Genomic DNA, 17,220 nt, shown 5'->3' with positions numbered 1-17,220 from the left:
GTGACCAATCGTGCCAATGTTGCAATGCGGCTTCGTCCGCGCGAACTTTTCCTTGGCCATGGCGAAGGCTCCGTTCTTTTCTCTAGATCGTCTCTAAGGGGCTCGTCGTAACTCGCTGCAGGATCAGGCGTACTTCGCCTGAACCTCCTGCGCGACGTTGGACGGAACCTGCTCGTAGTGGTCGAATTCCATGCTGTAGTTCGCGCGGCCCTGGCTGAACGAACGCAGCGTGTTGATGTAGCCGAACATGTTGGCGAGCGGCACCATGGCGTTCACCACGTTGGCGTTGCCGCGCATGTCCTGCCCCTGGATCTGGCCGCGGCGGGAGTTCAGATCGCCGATGACCGAGCCGGTGTAGTCTTCCGGGGTCACGACCTCGACCTTCATCACCGGCTCGAGCAGCACCGCGCCGCCCTTCTGCAGGGCCTCGCGGAACGCCGCGCGGGACGCGATTTCGAAGGCGAGAGCCGACGAGTCGACCTCGTGGAACGCGCCGTCGACCAGTTCGACCTTCACGTCGACAACCGGGAAGCCGGCGACAACGCCGGAGCCCAGCACCGACTCGAGGCCCTTCTGGACGCCCGGAATGTACTCCTTCGGCACGGCGCCGCCGACGATCTTCGAGACGAACTCGAAGCCCTTGCCAGCCTCGTTCGGCTCCACGTGGAACTTCACGCGGGCGAACTGACCGGTGCCGCCGGTCTGCTTCTTGTGGGTGTAGTCCACGTCGACCGGCTTGGTCAGCGTCTCGCGATAGGCCACCTGCGGCGCGCCGATGTTGGCGTCGACCTTGTAGGTGCGCTTCAGGATGTCGACCTTGATGTCGAGGTGAAGCTCGCCCATGCCCTTGAGAATGGTCTGGCCGGACTCGGCGTCGGTCGAGACGCGGAAGGACGGATCCTCGGCCGCGAGCTTCGACAGGGCGATGCCCAGCTTCTCCTGGTCGGCCTTGGTCTTCGGCTCGATCGCGATCTCGATGACCGGCTCCGGGAACTCCATACGCTCGAGGATCACGGCCTTGTTCGGGTCGCACAGCGTGTCGCCGGTGCGGACTTCCTTGAGGCCGGCCAGGGCGACGATGTCGCCGGCGTAGGCTTCCTTGATGTCCTCGCGGTTGTTCGCATGCATGAGCAGCATGCGGCCGACGCGCTCCTTCTTGTCGCGGGTCGAGTTTAGCAGGGTCGAACCCGACTCCAGCTTGCCCGAATAGACGCGGCAGAAGGTGATGGTGCCGACAAAGGGGTCGTCCATGATCTTGAACGCGAGCACCGAAAGCCCGGCGTCGTCGGAGGGCTCCCGGGTGATCGGCTCTTCGGTCTTGAAGTCGATGCCCGACACCGCGCCACGATCGAGCGGGGACGGCAGGTAATCGACGACGGCGTCGAGCAGCGGCTGGACGCCCTTGTTCTTGAACGCCGAGCCGCAGAGCACCGGCGTGAAGGCGCGGGTCAGCACGGCCTTGCGCAGCAGGGCCTTGAGGGTCGCCTCGTCCGGCTCCTCACCCTCGAGGAACTTTTCGAGCGCAGCGTCGTCGAGCTCGACCGCGCGCTCAATCATCACGTTGCGGTACTCGACGGCCTGATCGGCGAGATCGGCCGGGATCTCCTCGTCGCGGAAGCTCGCGCCGAGGTTCTCGTTCTCCCATACGACCGCCTTCATGCGGACGAGATCGATGATGCCCGCGAACGCGCTCTCGGAGCCGATCGGGAGCTGGATCGCGACCGGCTTGCCGGCGACGCGGGTGTCGATCTCCTTAACGCAGCGGAAGAAGTCGGCGCCGATCTTGTCCATCTTGTTGACAAACACGATGCGCGGCACTTCGTACTTGTCGGCCTGACGCCACACGGTCTCGGTCTGCGGCTCAACGCCGGCGTTGCCGTCGAGCACGCAGACGGCGCCGTCGAGCACGCGCAGCGAACGCTCGACTTCAATGGTGAAGTCGACGTGGCCGGGCGTGTCGATGATGTTGAGACGCTTGTCCTTCCAGAAGGTCGTCGTCGCGGCGGACGTGATCGTGATGCCGCGCTCCTGCTCCTGCTCCATCCAGTCCATGGTCGCGGCGCCGTCGTGGACTTCGCCGATCTTGTGGGACTTGCCGGAATAAAACAGGACGCGCTCGGTCGTCGTCGTCTTGCCGGCATCAATGTGGGCCATGATGCCGAAGTTACGATAGTCTTCGATCGCGTGGGAGCGGGCCATGATCTTGGTCCTTCAGTCTCTGCTCGATTACCAGCGGTAGTGCGAGAACGCGCGGTTCGCTTCCGCCATGCGGTGCGTGTCCTCGCGCTTCTTCACCGCGGAACCGCGGTTGTTCGAGGCGTCGATGAGCTCGGCCGACAGACGGTCGACCATGGTCTTCTCGTTGCGGGCGCGGGCCGAGGCCAGCAGCCAGCGCAGCGCGAGCGCCTGACGACGCTCCGGACGAACCTCGACCGGGACCTGGTAGGTCGCGCCGCCGACGCGGCGGGAACGGACTTCAAGCGCCGGAGCGATGTTGTCGAGCGCCTGGTGGAACACGGCGACCGGGCTCTGCTTGAGCTTGGTCTCGACGGTGTCGAACGCGCCGTAAACGATGCTCTCGGCGGCCGACTTCTTGCCGTGCTTCATCACGGTGTTCATGAACTTCGTGACCACGATGTCCCCGAACTTCGGATCGGGGTGGACTTCGCGGCGCTCGGCGGAGTGACGACGGGACATTCTTCAGAACCTCACTTCGGCCGCTTGGCGCCGTACTTCGACCGGCGCTGCTTGCGGTTCTTGACGCCCTGCGTGTCGAGCACGCCGCGGAGGATGTGGTAGCGAACGCCCGGAAGGTCCTTCACGCGGCCGCCACGGATCATGACCACCGAATGCTCCTGGAGGTTATGGCCCTCGCCCGGGATGTAGCCGATGACCTCGAAGCCGTTCGTGAGACGAACCTTGGCGACCTTACGAAGCGCCGAGTTCGGCTTCTTCGGGGTCGTGGTGTAGACGCGCGTGCAGACGCCACGCTTCTGCGGGCACGCTTCGAGCGCCGGAACCTTGTTGCGCGCCGTGGGCGCCTGCCGCGGCTTGCGGATCAACTGGCTGATGGTGGGCATCGTTGGCCTGACCGTTCCTTCGTAAACCGGCGTTCCGCCCGCCCGAAAAGCTTCGGACGCGCAAAAACGAAATGACGCCGGCCTTCGGGGGTCCGAAGGCGAGCGTCGCTCCTTGCAGAGGACCAACGACGACGAGCGCCGGGGTCATGAACCGCAACTGACCGTGTGGTCGCGGCAGCGTCTAAGCCCGGAAGGTCGCAGCGACTGGACCGCTTGCGACGGCGTGGGCTTACCGCCTGCCGAAGAGTGGGGCGCTTCTACCCCGCGAGTCGGGCTTAGTCAACACCGCGCGCCGAGAACTTGACGGAGTTCTAACGCATGGGGCCTATCTCGGCTCACGCGGCGCCGCGAATGGCGCCGGCGGACAGATCGAAAGCTCATCGCCGATGCCGTCGCCCGCACATTCCACCCGCGTGATCGCATTCGTCAACGTCGCGCATGCGCTCGATCATTACGTTCTTCTGATCTATCCGACAGCGGTGATCGCCATGGCGGGCGACCTCAGACTCGACTACGGGCCGCTGATCGCCCTCGCCACCGGCGCCTTCGTGGCGTTCGGCCTGTTCGCGCTGCCGATGGGATGGCTCGCCGCGCGGTTCGGGCGCCGCAATCTGCTCGCCGTGTTCTTCTTCGGCTGCAGCGTCTCGCTGGCGGGCCTCAGCTTCAGCGCGACGCCGACCGCGATAGCGGTCTGGCTGTTCGCTCTCGGCGCCTTCACCGCGATCTACCATCCGATCGGCGCGTCGATTCTCGTCAGCCACGCCTCGTCGCTCGGCCGGGCGCTCGGGTGGAACGGCGTGTTCGGCAATGTCGGCACCGCCTTCGCGGCCGGCGGCACCGCGTTGCTGGCGAGCGCCTTCGGCTGGCGCGCGGCCTTCCTGGTTCCCGCGGCGGTCTGCCTTGCGGTCGGGCTCGCCTATGTCGCGCTCGCGCCGGCCGAAGACCGCCGGGACGAGCGGCGCGCCCCGGCGCCGGCCTCGGGCGGGTTCCGGCTGTCCCTGCCCGTGCTTCTCACGCTATTCGGCGCGGCGCTCGTCGCCGGCGGCATGACCTTCAACATCACCAGCATCGCGCTGCCGAAGGCGGTCGACGAGCGGCTCGGCGTCGAGGTTCCGCTCGTCGTCACCGGATGGCTGGTCACCGGCGTCTTGCTGTTCGGCGCGCTGACCCAGCTGATCGTGGGGCGGCTGGTCGACCGCTTCTCTCTGCCCGCCATCTTCGTCGGGCTGTCGGCGCTACAGCCGCTCGGCCTCGGGATCGCGGCCGCGAGCGAAGGAGCGCCGATGCTCGCGGGCCTCGCCCTGACGATCGCGGCCATCTACGGCCAGGTGGTCGTCAACGACGCCATGGTCGCGCGCTACACGCCGCCCCACCTGCGCACCAAGGCCTACAGCGTGCGCTACTTCCTCGGCTTCACCGTCAGCGGCTTCGCGGCGACCCTGATCGGCGCGACCCACAGCTCCGGGGGCTTCGGGCTGACCTTCGCCGTCGCCGCAGCCTTCGGCGCGGTTATCTTCGGCGTTGCGATCGCCTTCTTCCTTGCGGCGCGCCCGGCCGCTCCGGCGGCCGCAGAGTAAGGCGAGGCCCAGACCGGGCGCCGTCCTCGGGAGCGGACAGCTCGGCCGCGTCGCGCAAACGTCATGTCAAAGAAAAAGGCCGCCGGCGAACCGGCGGCCTTTCCTCGTTCAGGATCTGGCATGGGCGGAATGAACCGCCCTCGCCTCACTCCGCGGCGTCGGAGGCCGGCAGCAGGGCCGCCGCTTCCGAGGGGACGCCGGATTCCTGCGCCTTCTGGGCGAGGATCAGGTCGTCGCGATGGGTCGCGATCTCGCGCACCTTGTTCATCACCGAGCCGGTGCCCGCCGGGATCAGGCGGCCGACGATGACGTTCTCCTTGAGGCCCTCGAGGTCGTCCACCTTGCCGTTGACGGCCGCCTCGGTGAGGACGCGGGTCGTCTCCTGGAAGGAGGCGGCGGAGATGAACGAGCGGGTCTGCAGGCTCGCCTTGGTGATGCCGAGCAGCACCGGATGGCCGACCGCGGGCTTCTTGCCCTCGGCGAGCATCTTGGCGTTGACGTCGTCGAACTCCATCCGGTCGACCTGCTCGTTGGTGATCAGGTCGGTGTCGCCGGCGTCGGAGATTTCCACCTTCTGCAGCATCTGGCGGACGATCACCTCGATGTGCTTGTCGTTGATGGTCACGCCCTGGAGCCGGTAGACCTCCTGGATCTCGTTGACGAGGTAGGCCGCAAGCTCCTCCACGCCCTTGATCGCCAGAATGTCGTGCGGCGCCGGGTTGCCGTCGACGATGTAGTCGCCCTGCTCCACGACGTCGCCGTCCTGAAGATGGACGTGCTTGCCCTTCGGGATCAGGTACTCGACCGGCTCGCCGCCATCGCTCGGAATGAGCGTGAGGCGACGCTTGTTCTTGTAGTCCTTGCCGAACTGCACCGTGCCAGAAATCTCGGCGATGATCGCCGCGTCCTTCGGACGGCGCGCCTCGAACAGCTCCGCCACGCGCGGCAGGCCGCCCGTGATGTCGCGGGTCTTGGCGCTCTCGGTCGGAATACGCGCGAGCACGTCGCCGGCCTTGACCTCGCCGCCCGGCGAGACCGACAGGATCGCGTCCGCCGCCAGTAGGTAGCGCGCCTCGCCGCCGCGGGCAGGCTTGGCGATCTTGCCGTCCGCGCCCTGGACGATGATCGCCGGCTTGAGATCGGCGTTACGCGTCGAGGTGCGCCAGTCGGTCACGACGCGCTTGGTGATGCCCGTGGCCTCGTCCGACGTCTCCTTCACGGAGGCGCCTTCGACGAGGTCCTCGAACGCCGCCTTGCCGTCGACCTCGGTGAGGATCGGACGGGTGTACGGGTCCCACTCGGCGATGCGCTGGCCGCGCTTGATCTTGTCGCCCTCGTCGACCCGAAGCTTCGAGCCGTACTGCAGGCGATGCGTCGCGCGCTCCGTGGTCCCGTCGGCGTCGACGATGATCACGGCCACGTTGCGGCCCATCACGATCAGGTCGCCGTCCGAGTTCCGGGCGACGTTGCGGTTGCGCAACTTGACCGAGCCCTCGAACGAGCTTTCGAGGAAGGACGAGTCCGCGAGCTGCGCCGTGCCGCCGATGTGGAACGTGCGCATGGTGAGCTGCGTGCCCGGCTCGCCGATCGACTGCGCCGCGATGACGCCGACCGCCTCGCCGTGGTTGACCGGCGTGCCGCGCGCGAGGTCGCGCCCGTAGCAGGCCACGCACACGCCGACCTTGGTCTCGCAGGTCAGCACCGAGCGGATGCGGATCTCCTGCACGCCCGCCGCCATCACCTGCTCGACGTCCTTCTCGGAGAACAGAGTGTTCTTCGGGACGATGAGCTCGCCTGTCGCCGGGTGCAGCACGTCCTCCGCCGCGGTGCGGCCCAGGATGCGCATGCCGAGCGTCGCGACGATCTGGCCAGCGTCGACCACGGGCCGGACGCGGATGCCCGCCTCGGTGCCGCAATCGTCCTCGGTGATGATGCAGTCCTGCGCCACGTCGACGAGACGACGGGTCAGGTAGCCCGAGTTCGCCGTCTTGAGCGCCGTGTCAGCAAGGCCCTTACGAGCGCCGTGCGTCGAGTTGAAGTACTCGAGCACGGACAAGCCTTCCTTGAAGTTCGAGATGATCGGGCTCTCGATGATCTCGCCCGACGGCTTGGCCATAAGACCGCGCATGCCGGCGAGCTGCTTCATCTGCGCCGGCGAGCCGCGGGCGCCCGAATGGCTCATCATGTAGATCGAGTTGATCTGCTTGGTGCGGCCGGTCTCCTTGTCCACTTGGACAGCGGAGATGCGCGCCATCATCTCGTCGGCGATCTTGTCCGTGCACTTCGCCCAGGCGTCGACCACCTTGTTGTACTTCTCGCCCTGAGTGATCAGGCCGTCCTGGTACTGCTGCTCGTATTCCTTGGCGAGCGTACGGGTGTCGTCAACGATCTTCGTCTTCGTCTCCGGCACGACCATGTCGTCCTTGCCGAACGAGATGCCGGCCTTGAACGCGTTGTGGAAGCCGAGCGACATGATGCGGTCGCAGAAGATGACCGTGTCCTTCTGACCGCAGTTGCGGTAGACGGTGTCGATCATGTTCGAGATTTCCTTCTTCGTCATCAGCTTGTTGACGACGTCGAAGGTCAGCTTCGCGGTCTTGGGCAGCAACTGCCCGAGCATCATGCGGCCGGGGGTGGTCTCATAGACCTTTGCGACCTGATTGCCGTCGGCGTCGATGCCGACATGCCGACCCTTGATCTTGGTGTGCAGCGTCACCGACTTGGTGAACAGGGCGTGCTCCAGCTCGCCCATGTTCGCAAAGGCCATGCCCTCGCCCGGCTCGTTGTCGCGCATCAGCGTCAGGTAGTAGAGGCCGAGCACGATGTCCTGCGACGGCACGATGATCGGCTGGCCGTTCGCGGGGTGCAGAATGTTGTTGGTCGACATCATCAGGACGCGCGCCTCCAGCTGAGCCTCGAGGCTCAGAGGAACGTGCACGGCCATCTGGTCGCCGTCGAAGTCGGCGTTGAACGCGGCGCAGACCAGCGGATGAAGCTGGATCGCCTTGCCCTCGATCAGCACCGGCTCGAAGGCCTGGATGCCGAGGCGGTGCAGCGTCGGGGCGCGGTTCAGCATCACCGGATGCTCGCGGATCACCTCGTCCAGGATGTCCCAGACTTCCGGCTTCTCCTTCTCGACGAGCTTCTTCGCCTGCTTGACGGTGGCCGACAGGCCCTTGGCGTCAAGCCGCGAGTAGATGAACGGCTTGAACAGCTCGAGCGCCATCTTCTTCGGCAGGCCGCACTGATGCAGCTTCAGCTCCGGGCCGACCACGATGACCGAACGGCCGGAATAGTCGACGCGCTTGCCGAGCAGGTTCTGGCGGAAGCGGCCCTGCTTGCCCTTCAGCATGTCGGAGAGCGACTTCAGCGGGCGCTTGTTGACGCCCGTGATGACGCGGCCGCGGCGACCGTTGTCGAACAGCGCGTCGACGGCCTCCTGCAGCATCCGCTTCTCGTTGCGGATGATGATGTCCGGCGCGCGCAGCTCGATCAGCCGCTTCAGACGGTTGTTGCGGTTGATGACGCGGCGGTAGAGGTCGTTGAGGTCCGACGTCGCGAAGCGGCCGCCGTCGAGCGGCACCAGCGGACGCAGATCCGGCGGGATCACCGGCACGACGGTCATGATCATCCAGTCGGGCTTGTTGCCGGACTCGATGAAGGCCTCGACGATCTTCAGGCGCTTGGCGAGCTTCTTGGGCTTGAGCTCGGTTGTCGCCTCCGCGATCTCGACGCGGATGTCCGCCGCCATCTTCTCGAGGTCGAGCGCGCGCAGCAGCGACTGGATCGCCTCCGCGCCGATCTGCGCGGTGAAGGCGTCCTCGCCGTACTCGTCCTGGGCGTGGAGGTACTCCTCCTCGGTGAGGAGCTGACGGTCCTTGAGCGGGGTCAGGCCGGTTTCGAGGACGACGTACTTCTCGAAGTAGAGGATCGCCTCGAGGTCCTTCAGCGTCATGTCGAGCAGAAGGCCGATGCGCGACGGCAGCGACTTCAGGAACCAGATGTGCGCGACGGGAGCCGCCAGCTCGATGTGGCCCATGCGCTCGCGGCGGACGCGCGACAGCGTGACCTCGACGCCGCACTTCTCGCAGATGACGCCCTTGTATTTCATCCGCTTGTACTTGCCGCACAGGCACTCGTAGTCCTTGATCGGACCGAAGATGCGCGCGCAGAACAGGCCGTCACGCTCCGGCTTGAACGTGCGGTAGTTGATCGTCTCCGGCTTCTTGATCTCGCCGAACGACCAGGAAAGGATCTTTTCCGGGCTCGCGATCGAGATGCGGATCTGATCGAACGTCTGGGCAGGAACCTGCGTGTTGAAGAGATTCATCACTTCCTGGTTCATCGCCGTCTCCTTCCGCGAGACCGAAGGCAGCCGCCGCCAAGCGCCGCGAGGTCCGCATAAAATCCCAAATCGACGGCGGGCGGGCTCATCAAGCCCGTCCGCCGAACGGTCGACCTACGGAGGCCGCCGTCACTCCGCCGCGTCGGCGGGGGGAAGCTCGTTCGCGGCGCGCTTCGACGTGTGGAGGTCCACGTTCAGGCCGAGCGAGCGCATTTCCTTGACGAGCACGTTGAAGCTCTCGGGGATGCCCGCCTCGAAGGCGTCGTCGCCGCGCACGATCGACTCGTACACCTTGGTGCGGCCCGCGACGTCGTCGGACTTCACCGTCAGCATCTCCTGCAGCGTGTAGGCCGCGCCGTAAGCCTCGAGCGCCCACACCTCCATTTCGCCGAAGCGCTGGCCGCCGAACTGCGCCTTGCCGCCGAGCGGCTGCTGGGTGACCAGCGAGTAAGGGCCGATCGAGCGGGCGTGGATCTTGTCGTCCACCAGATGGTGCAGCTTCAGCATGTAGATGTAGCCGACGGTGACCTGCCGGTCGAACGTGTCGCCGGTCCGGCCGTCGAACAGCGTCACCTGGCCGGAGGTGTTCACGCCGGCCTGGTCCAGCATGCGCTCGATGTCCGCCTCCTTGGCGCCGTCGAACACCGGCGTCGCGATCGGCACGCCGCGCCGAAGGTTCTCGGACATCTCGACGAGTTCCTTCTCGTCGAGCTCCTTCACCTTCGGATCGTCGCCGTAAACGACGTCGAGCGTCGACTGCAGCTCGTTCAGCCCGGCGCCGGCGCGGTAGGCGTCGATGGCCTGACCGATCTTGCGGCCGAGACCCGCGCAGGCCCATCCGAGATGGGTCTCGAGGATCTGCCCGACGTTCATGCGGCTCGGCACGCCGAGCGGGTTCAGCACGATGTCGACATGCGTGCCGTCGTCGAGGAACGGCATGTCCTCGACCGGAACGATGCGCGAGACCACGCCCTTGTTGCCATGACGGCCGGCCATCTTGTCGCCCGGCTGAATCTTGCGCTTCACCGCGATGAAGACCTTGACCATCTTCATCACGCCGGGGGGCATCTCGTCGCCGCGCTGCAGCTTCTCGACCTTGTCGAGGAACCGCTGCTCGAGCCGCTTCTTCTGCTCGTCGTACTGGGCGCGCATGGCCTCCAGCTCGGACATCAGCTTGTCGTCCGAGACGGCGATCTGCCACCACTGCGAGCGCGGCGCCTCCGTCAGGATGTCGCGCGTGAGCTCGACGTCCTTCTTGATGGTCTTCGGCGCGGAGATGACGGTCTTGCCGACCAGCATCTCGGCGAGGCGCGCATAGGTGTTGCGGTCGAGGATCGCGAGCTCGTCGTCGCGGTCCTTGGCGAGCCGCTCGATCTCCTCGCGCTCAATCGCCTGGGCGCGCTCGTCCTTGTCGACGCCGTGGCGGTTGAAGACGCGCACCTCGACAATCGTGCCGGTGACGCCGGGCGGCACCCGCAGCGAGGTGTCGCGCACGTCCGAGGCCTTCTCGCCGAAGATGGCGCGGAGCAGCTTCTCCTCCGGCGTCATCGGGCTCTCGCCCTTCGGCGTGATCTTGCCGACGAGGATGTCGCCCGCCTGCACTTCCGCGCCGATGTAGACGATGCCGGCTTCGTCGAGGTTCTTCAGCGCCTCTTCCGACACGTTCGGAATGTCGCGCGTGATCTCCTCCGGCCCGAGCTTGGTGTCGCGGGCCGAGACCTCGAACTCCTCGATGTGGATCGAGGTGAAGACGTCGTCGGAGACGATCTTCTCGGAGAGAAGGATCGAGTCCTCGAAGTTGTAGCCGTTCCACGGCATGAAGGCGACGAGCACGTTGCGGCCCAGCGCCAGCTCGCCGAGCTCGGTCGACGGGCCGTCGGCGATGATCTCGCCCTTCTTCACGACGTCGCCGACGCGGACCAGCGGCTTCTGCGTGATGCAGGTCGACTGGTTGGAGCGCTGGAACTTCATCAGACGGTAGATGTCGACGCCGGGCTTGGAGGCGTCGGCCTCGTCCGTCGCACGGATGACGATACGGGTCGCGTCGACCTGGTCGATCACACCCGAACGCCGCGCAGCGATGGCCGCGCCGGAGTCGCGCGCCACCACGGCCTCCATGCCGGTGCCGACGAACGGCGCGTCCGCCTTCACAAGCGGAACCGCCTGACGCTGCATGTTCGAACCCATGAGGGCGCGGTTGGCGTCGTCGTTCTCGAGGAACGGAATGAGCGCGGCTGCGACCGAGACGAGCTGCTTCGGCGACACGTCCATGTAGTCGACGCGCTCGAGCGGCACGAACACCACTTCGCCCATGTGGCGGCAGACGATCAGGTCGTCGGTGAAGCGGCCCGAGGCGTCGAGCACGGCGTTCGCCTGCGCGACGTGGTGCTTCGATTCCTCGACCGCGGAGAGGTAGTGCACCTCGTCCGTCACCTGCCCGTCGCGCACCTTGCGGTACGGGGCCTCGATGAAGCCGTACTTGTTCACGCGCGCGAAGGTCGCGAGCGAGTTGATCAGGCCGATGTTCGGACCTTCAGGCGTCTCGATCGGGCAGATGCGGCCGTAATGCGTCGGATGCACGTCGCGCACCTCGAAGCCGGCGCGCTCGCGCGTCAGACCGCCCGGCCCGAGCGCCGAAAGGCGCCGCTTGTGGGTGATCTCGGACAGCGGGTTGGTCTGGTCCATGAACTGCGAGAGCTGCGACGAGCCGAAGAACTCGCGCACGGCCGCGGCCGCGGGCTTCGCGTTGATCAGGTCCTGAGGCATGACGGTGTCGATCTCGACCGACGACATGCGCTCCTTGATGGCGCGCTCCATGCGGAGCAGGCCGACCCGGTACTGGTTCTCCATGAGCTCGCCGACCGAGCGCACCCGGCGGTTGCCGAGATGGTCGATGTCGTCGATCTCGCCGCGACCGTCGCGCAGGTCCACCAGCGTCTTGATGACGGCGAGGATGTCTTCCTTGCGCAGCGTGCGATGGGTGTCCGGCGCGTCGAGGTCGAGGCGCATGTTCATCTTCACGCGGCCGACCGCGGAGAGGTCGTAGCGCTCGGCGTCGAAGAACAGCGACTGGAACATCGCCTCGGCGGTGTCGAGGGTGGGCGGCTCGCCCGGGCGCATGACCCGGTAGATGTCGAACAGCGCCTCTTCACGGGTGGCGTTCTTGTCGACCGCCAGCGTGTTGCGGATGTAGCCGCCGACGTTGACGTGGTCGATGTCGAGCAGGTTGAGCTCGGTCGTGCCGACGTCCTTCAGTTGCTCGAGCAGCTTCGCCGTGACTTCGTCGCCGGCCTCGGCCCAGATCTCGCCGGTCTGCAGGTCGACGAGGTCCTCGGCGACGTACTGCCCGACCAGTTCCTCTTCCGTAATCTTGAGGTCCTTGACGCCCTTCTCTGAGATCAGGCGAGCCTGCCGGACGGTCAGCTTGCGACCGGCTTCGAGCACCACCTCGCCGGTGTCCGCGTCGACGAGGTCGACGGCGGCGTTCAGGCCCTTCAGCCGCGCGCCGTCGAACGGGGTGCGCCAGGCGTCTCCGTCGCGGGTGTAGGCGACCTTCTTGTAGAAGGTGTCGAGGATGGCCTCGCCATCCATGCCGAGGGCGAACATCAGCGACGTCACCGGGATCTTCCGGCGGCGGTCGATGCGCGCGTAGACGATGTCCTTGGCGTCGAACTCGATGTCGAGCCAGGAGCCGCGGTACGGGATGATACGGGCCGCGAACAGCAGCTTGCCCGAGGAGTGCGTCTTGCCCTTGTCGTGGTCGAAGAACACGCCCGGCGAACGGTGCATCTGCGAGACGATGACGCGCTCGGTGCCGTTGACGATGAAGGTGCCGTTGTCCGTCATGAGCGGCATGTCGCCCATGTAGACGTCCTGCTCCTTGATGTCCTTCACGGAGCGTGCGCCGGTCTCCTCGTCCACGTCGAACACGATCAGGCGCAGCGTCACCTTGAGCGGGGCCGCGAAGGTCATGCCGCGCTGACGGCACTCGTCGACGTCGTACTTCGGCTGCTCGAACTCATACGACACGAACTCGAGCATAGACGTGTTCGAGAAGTCGGAGATCGGGAACACCGACTTGAACACCGTCTGCAAGCCTTCGTCCGGCCGCGCGCCCTTGCCGTCGAACAGAAGGAATTGGTCGTAAGACGCCTTCTGAACTTCGATGAGGTTCGGCATTTCCGTTACTTCACGGATCTTGCCGAAGAACTTGCGGACACGCTTGCGGCCGGTGATCGTATGAGCCATCGTCTTCCTCATCCATGCCGAGGGGCACGCCTGAACCAAAAACCGGACCGATGCGGCGCTCGGCTCTTGGTTCAGGCGCGGCGGATCCGCTCGGACGCGCGGAACCCGCTCAGTGACGCCGCCGGGGCAGTGCCCGGAAGGCGCTTAAGCCGCGGAGGACGCGGCGCCATCGGCGCCGTCCTCCGCGGCTTTTTCGCGGCGCGACGGGCGAGGCCGAAGCCCCGTCCGCGCGGCAGATCAACCGCGGGCGAGACGCCCGCGAGAGATCACTTGAGCTCGACCTTGGCGCCAGCCTTCTCGAGCTGGGCCTTGAGCTTCTCGGCCTCGTCCTTGGCCACGCCTTCCTTGACGGGCTTCGGAGCGCCTTCGACGAGGTCCTTGGCTTCCTTGAGGCCGAGGCCGGTGATCGCGCGGACCTCCTTAATGACCTCGATCTTCTTGTCGCCAGCGGCCGCGAGCACGACCGTGAACTCGGTCTGCTCCTCGACCGGCGCAGCCGCGGCGCCGCCGGCGGCCGGGCCAGCGACCGCGACCGCAGCCGCGGCCGAGACGCCCCACTTCTCTTCGAGCAGCTTCGCGAGCTCAGCCGCCTCGAGAACCGTCAGGTTGGACAGTTCGTCGACGATCTTCGTCAGATCAGTCATTGTTTTACGTCCTTCAGTTCGAACCAGGTTTTAAGTTTGAAGAACGGCTTCACGCCGCCTCGTCTCGATTGGCGTAGGCCCCGAACACGCGCGCGAGCTTTGCGGCAGGCGCGGTGGACAGCTGCGCGAGTTTGGTCGCGGGCGCCTGGATGAGGCCCACGAGCTTGGCGCGCAGTTCGTCGAGCGACGGCAGCGTGGCGAGAGCCTTGACGCCGTCGACGTTCAGGGAAGTCGCGCCCATCGCGCCGCCCAGGATCACGAACTTGTCGTGACCCTTGGCGAACTCGACCGCGACCTTTGGCGCCGCCACCGGATCATCGCTGTAGGCGAGGATCGTGGGACCCGTGAGCAGGGTCCCGAGGTGGGCGACGTCCGTGCCTTCGAGAGCGATTTTGGCAAGCCGGTTCTTCGCGACCTTCACGCTCGCGCCAGCCTCTCGCATCTGCCGACGAAGCGTCTGCATCTGCGCGACGGTCAGGCCCGAATAGTGAGCGACGACGATGGCCCCGGAGTCCGAAAACACCGAGTTCAGCGTCGCAACCGCTTCACGCTTTTCTGCGCGGTCCACGTGCTCTCTCCGGTTGACGATCCGGCCCGAAGGCTGATGGATCGCCGGGTTGCTACGACCGCTCCGAAATCCCTTGCGGAACCACGGAACGGCGGCTTCACGCCTGTCCGCGCGCGACGCGAGAAACGCCGCGGCGATGGTTCGAACCGGTCGGACGGGCCGCTCGCGCGGGCCGAAACGTCCGGTCTCCCCGTCTATGCCGGCCCCCGTGCTCGGAGCTTAAGGCCGTCCCCGTGGACGGCCGCCTGCGGTCTCGGACAGGTCGGCGATGCGGACGAAGACGCCCGCGCCGCCTAGCGCCCGGGAAAGCCCCGGGCGAATTCGTTAAACGTCAGGCGCCGAGAACGGTCGCCGGCTCGACGTGCACGCCCGGGCCCATCGTGGAGGACACCGAAATGCGCTGCACGTACTGGCCCTTGGCGCCGGTCGGCTTGGCCTTCACCACGGCGTCCGCAAACGCCTTGATGTTCTGGACCAGCTTCTCGGCGTCGAACGACGCCTTGCCGACGCCGCCATGGATGATGCCGGCCTTCTCGACGCGGAACTCGACCGCGCCGCCCTTCGCGGCCTTCACCGCGCCCGCGACATCCATGGTCACGGTGCCGACCTTCGGGTTCGGCATCAGGCCGCGCGGGCCCAGCACCTTGCCGAGACGGCCGACCAGCGGCATCAGGTCCGGGGTCGCGATGCAGCGATCGAACTCGATCGTGCCGCCCTGGACGATCTCGAGCAGATCCTCGGCGCCCACCACGTCAGCGCCGGCGGCCTTGGCCTCCTCCGCCTTCGGGCCGCGCGCGAACACGCCGACGCGGACCGTACGGCCGGAGCCGTTCGGAAGCTGGCACACGCCGCGAACCATCTGGTCGGCGTGACGCGGGTCGACGCCGAGATTGATCGCGACCTCGATGGTCTCGTCGAACTTGGCGACAGCCCGCTCCTTCACGAGGCTGATCGCCTCGTCGAGGCCGTAGAGCTTCTCGCGGTCGATGCCCTCACGGACCTTCGCAATGCGCTTCGCAAGCTTCGCCATGGTCAGCCCTCCACCTGCAGGCCCATCGAACGGGCCGAGCCCGCGATCATCGCCGCCGCCGCCTCGACGGTGGAGCAGTTCATGTCGGCCATCTTCTTCTCCGCGATCTCGCGGAGCTGGGCCTGGGTCACCTTGCCGACCGGCGCAGCCTTGCCGGTGGTCTTGGAGCCCGACTTGATGCCAGCCGCCTGCTTCAGGAAGTAGCTGACCGGAGGCGACTTCATCACGAAGGTGAAGGAGCGGTCCGCGTAAGCGGTGATGACGACCGGAATCGGCATCCCCTTCTCGAGCTGGCCCGTCTGCGCGTTGAACGCCTTGCAGAACTCCATGATGTTCAGACCGCGCTGACCGAGCGCCGGACCGATCGGCGGCGACGGGTTGGCGGAGCCCGCGGGCACCTGCAGTTTGATGTAACCTGTGATCTTCTTAGCCATTTTCGCTCACTCGCCGGGATGCGTCCGGTCGCAACCGCCGCATCGTTGAGCCGTGGTGCGGAGACGGCCGCCCGGCGACGCGCGCCGGAGCCCTCCTCCCACAGCCGGGAACGGATCAGACCTTCTCGACCTGCCCGTATTCGAGATCGACGGTCGTCGCGCGACCGAAGATCGAAACGTCGATCTTGAGGCGGGCACGCGCCTCGTCGACGTCCTGCACCACGCCCGAGAACGAGGCGAACGGCCCGTCGGAGACGCGCACGTTTTCGCCGACCTCGAAAGACACCGAAGGCTTGGGCCGCTCGATGCCCTCCTGCACCTGCTGCAGGATGCGGCCGGCCTCGGCGTCCGAAATCGGCGACGGCTTGTTGTCCGCCCCGAGGAAGCCGGTCACCTTCGGCGTGTTACGGATCAGATGGTACGCCTGATCCGTCAAATCCATCTTCACCAGCACGTAGCCGGGGAAAAACTTGCGCTCGGCGTCGACCTTCCGCCCGCGGCGCACCTCGACGACCTTCTCGGTCGGCACGAGAATCTCTTCGAAGAGGTCAGACAGACCGGTCTGCTCGGCCTTCTCACGGATCGAGTCCGCGACCTTCTTCTCGAAGTTCGAATAGGCGTGCACGATGTACCAGCGCTTGCGCCGGCCGCCGGCCGCTGCCCCAGCCACGCTCATTGGCCGAGCCCCAGAACCAGCGTCACAGCGGTGCGCAGGATCATGTCGGCGAAGAAAAAGAACACGCACGCCACGAACACGAACACGAACACCATGACCGTCGTGATCGCCGTCTCGCGGCGGGTCGGCCAGACCACCTTCGCGGTCTCGGCGCCCACTTCCTGCATGAATTCGATCGGGTTGGTCTTCGCCATCGCTACCGTATCACGTCCAAAAGGGGCGCAGTCCGCGAGGGCCGCACCCCGTCCACTTCTGTTCACCACCACGGCGCGTCGCCCTGCGCCCTGTTCCGTCCCCGACAGCTGTCTAGACCGTCGCGCTGGTCTCCCTCTTGCGCGTGGCAGGAGTGGAGGGACTCGAACCCCCAACCCCCGGTTTTGGAGACCGGTGCTCTAACCAGTTGAGCTACACTCCTACGCGCAGGGGTCTTGGGCGGGGCGCTTCATATGCCACGCCCAAGGGCTGTCCGCAACCACCCCCGGACAGCCTTGTCAGCAGAAAGCGCGCCGTTCGCGCCTTCCTGCGAAGCGGCCGCCGCATAAAAGCGACGGCCGTTTCGGATCACTCGATGATGGACGCGACGACGCCAGCGCCGACGGTGCGGCCGCCTTCGCGGAT

The 17,220-nt window shown here is 66.3% G+C and carries 12 protein-coding genes and 1 tRNA gene; 1 reads left to right on the top strand and 12 read right to left on the bottom strand.

The genetic code is table 11. The features are described 5' to 3' along the window. Positions 1-123: 123 nt before the first annotated feature. Genes fusA through rpsL form a run of 3 tightly spaced genes read right to left on the bottom strand, consistent with a single transcriptional unit; the run spans position 124 to position 3,080 of the window. A complete protein-coding gene (gene fusA, locus ACFSCV_RS17855) occupies positions 124-2,199 on the bottom strand; it encodes an elongation factor G (protein ID WP_378800937.1) in 2,076 nt (691 codons plus the stop codon). Between the two features lie 27 nt (positions 2,200-2,226). Beyond that, positions 2,227-2,697, bottom strand: a complete 471-nt coding sequence (gene rpsG, locus ACFSCV_RS17850; RefSeq protein ID WP_271202405.1) for a 30S ribosomal protein S7 — start codon at positions 2,695-2,697, stop codon at positions 2,227-2,229. Between the two features lie 11 nt (positions 2,698-2,708). Then, a complete protein-coding gene (rpsL, locus tag ACFSCV_RS17845; protein WP_271202404.1) occupies positions 2,709-3,080 on the bottom strand; it encodes a 30S ribosomal protein S12 in 372 nt (123 codons plus the stop codon). 386 nt (positions 3,081-3,466) lie between these two features. On the opposite strand from rpsL, the gene ACFSCV_RS17840 reads away from it, so the two are divergent. Beyond that, a complete protein-coding gene (locus tag ACFSCV_RS17840) occupies positions 3,467-4,657 on the top strand; it encodes an MFS transporter (RefSeq protein ID WP_378800936.1) in 1,191 nt (396 codons plus the stop codon). Positions 4,658-4,802: 145 nt separating this feature from the next. On the opposite strand, the gene rpoC is transcribed toward ACFSCV_RS17840, so the two are convergent. The 9 genes from rpoC to ACFSCV_RS17795 all read right to left on the bottom strand — a co-directional run bounded on the left by rpoC (position 4,803) and on the right by ACFSCV_RS17795 (position 17,017). After that, entirely contained in the window at positions 4,803-9,002 is a 4,200-nt protein-coding gene (rpoC, locus tag ACFSCV_RS17835) for a DNA-directed RNA polymerase subunit beta' (protein WP_378800935.1), read from the bottom strand. Between the two features lie 129 nt (positions 9,003-9,131). Then, positions 9,132-13,250 carry a DNA-directed RNA polymerase subunit beta gene (gene rpoB / locus ACFSCV_RS17830; RefSeq protein WP_378800933.1) on the bottom strand — a complete coding sequence of 1,373 codons (4,119 nt, stop codon included), beginning with the start codon at positions 13,248-13,250 and terminating at the stop codon, positions 9,132-9,134. A 266-nt stretch (positions 13,251-13,516) separates the two neighbouring features. Then, a complete protein-coding gene (gene rplL, locus ACFSCV_RS17825) occupies positions 13,517-13,894 on the bottom strand; it encodes a 50S ribosomal protein L7/L12 (RefSeq protein ID WP_378800932.1) in 378 nt (125 codons plus the stop codon). A 49-nt stretch (positions 13,895-13,943) separates the two neighbouring features. Beyond that, a complete protein-coding gene (rplJ, locus tag ACFSCV_RS17820) occupies positions 13,944-14,462 on the bottom strand; it encodes a 50S ribosomal protein L10 (RefSeq protein WP_378800931.1) in 519 nt (172 codons plus the stop codon). A 331-nt stretch (positions 14,463-14,793) separates the two neighbouring features. Then, a complete protein-coding gene (gene rplA / locus ACFSCV_RS17815; RefSeq protein ID WP_378800930.1) occupies positions 14,794-15,492 on the bottom strand; it encodes a 50S ribosomal protein L1 in 699 nt (232 codons plus the stop codon). A gap of 2 nt (positions 15,493-15,494) precedes the next feature. Further along, entirely contained in the window at positions 15,495-15,926 is a 432-nt protein-coding gene (gene rplK / locus ACFSCV_RS17810) for a 50S ribosomal protein L11 (RefSeq protein ID WP_378800929.1), read from the bottom strand. A 115-nt stretch (positions 15,927-16,041) separates the two neighbouring features. After that, positions 16,042-16,602: a transcription termination/antitermination protein NusG gene (gene nusG / locus ACFSCV_RS17805; protein ID WP_378800928.1), complete on the bottom strand. Its 561-nt coding sequence runs from the start codon at positions 16,600-16,602 to the stop codon at positions 16,042-16,044. Further along, positions 16,599-16,796, bottom strand: coding sequence for a preprotein translocase subunit SecE (gene secE / locus ACFSCV_RS17800; protein WP_271202395.1), 198 nt, complete (start codon positions 16,794-16,796; stop codon positions 16,599-16,601). Before secE ends, nusG begins: the two co-directional genes overlap by 4 nt. Before the next feature lie 144 nt (positions 16,797-16,940). Continuing rightward, positions 16,941-17,017 (bottom strand) — tRNA-Trp (locus ACFSCV_RS17795). Positions 17,018-17,220 lie beyond the last annotated feature (203 nt).

The sequence above is a fragment of the Methylopila henanensis genome (assembly GCF_042681025.1).
Taxonomy (GTDB): domain Bacteria; phylum Pseudomonadota; class Alphaproteobacteria; order Rhizobiales; family Methylopilaceae; genus Methylopila; species Methylopila henanensis.
This window is presented reverse-complemented; position numbering and strand designations above follow the sequence as displayed.

Excerpts from the sequence above, each read along its gene's own strand:
- rpsG (WP_271202405.1), bottom strand. The coding sequence starts at position 2,697 with ATGTCCCGTCGTCACTCCGCCGAGCGCCGCGAAGTCCACCCCGATCCG.
- rpoC (WP_378800935.1), bottom strand. The coding sequence starts at position 9,002 with ATGAACCAGGAAGTGATGAATCTCTTCAACACGCAGGTTCCTGCCCAG.
- secE (WP_271202395.1), bottom strand. The coding sequence starts at position 16,796 with ATGGCGAAGACCAACCCGATCGAATTCATGCAGGAAGTGGGCGCCGAG.
- nusG (WP_378800928.1), bottom strand. The coding sequence starts at position 16,602 with ATGAGCGTGGCTGGGGCAGCGGCCGGCGGCCGGCGCAAGCGCTGGTAC.
- rplK (WP_378800929.1), bottom strand. The coding sequence starts at position 15,926 with ATGGCTAAGAAGATCACAGGTTACATCAAACTGCAGGTGCCCGCGGGC.
- rpsL (WP_271202404.1), bottom strand. The coding sequence starts at position 3,080 with ATGCCCACCATCAGCCAGTTGATCCGCAAGCCGCGGCAGGCGCCCACG.
- rplA (WP_378800930.1), bottom strand. The coding sequence starts at position 15,492 with ATGGCGAAGCTTGCGAAGCGCATTGCGAAGGTCCGTGAGGGCATCGAC.
- ACFSCV_RS17840 (WP_378800936.1), top strand. The coding sequence starts at position 3,467 with ATGCCGTCGCCCGCACATTCCACCCGCGTGATCGCATTCGTCAACGTC.
- fusA (WP_378800937.1), bottom strand. The coding sequence starts at position 2,199 with ATGGCCCGCTCCCACGCGATCGAAGACTATCGTAACTTCGGCATCATG.
- rplL (WP_378800932.1), bottom strand. The coding sequence starts at position 13,894 with ATGACTGATCTGACGAAGATCGTCGACGAACTGTCCAACCTGACGGTT.
- rpoB (WP_378800933.1), bottom strand. The coding sequence starts at position 13,250 with ATGGCTCATACGATCACCGGCCGCAAGCGTGTCCGCAAGTTCTTCGGC.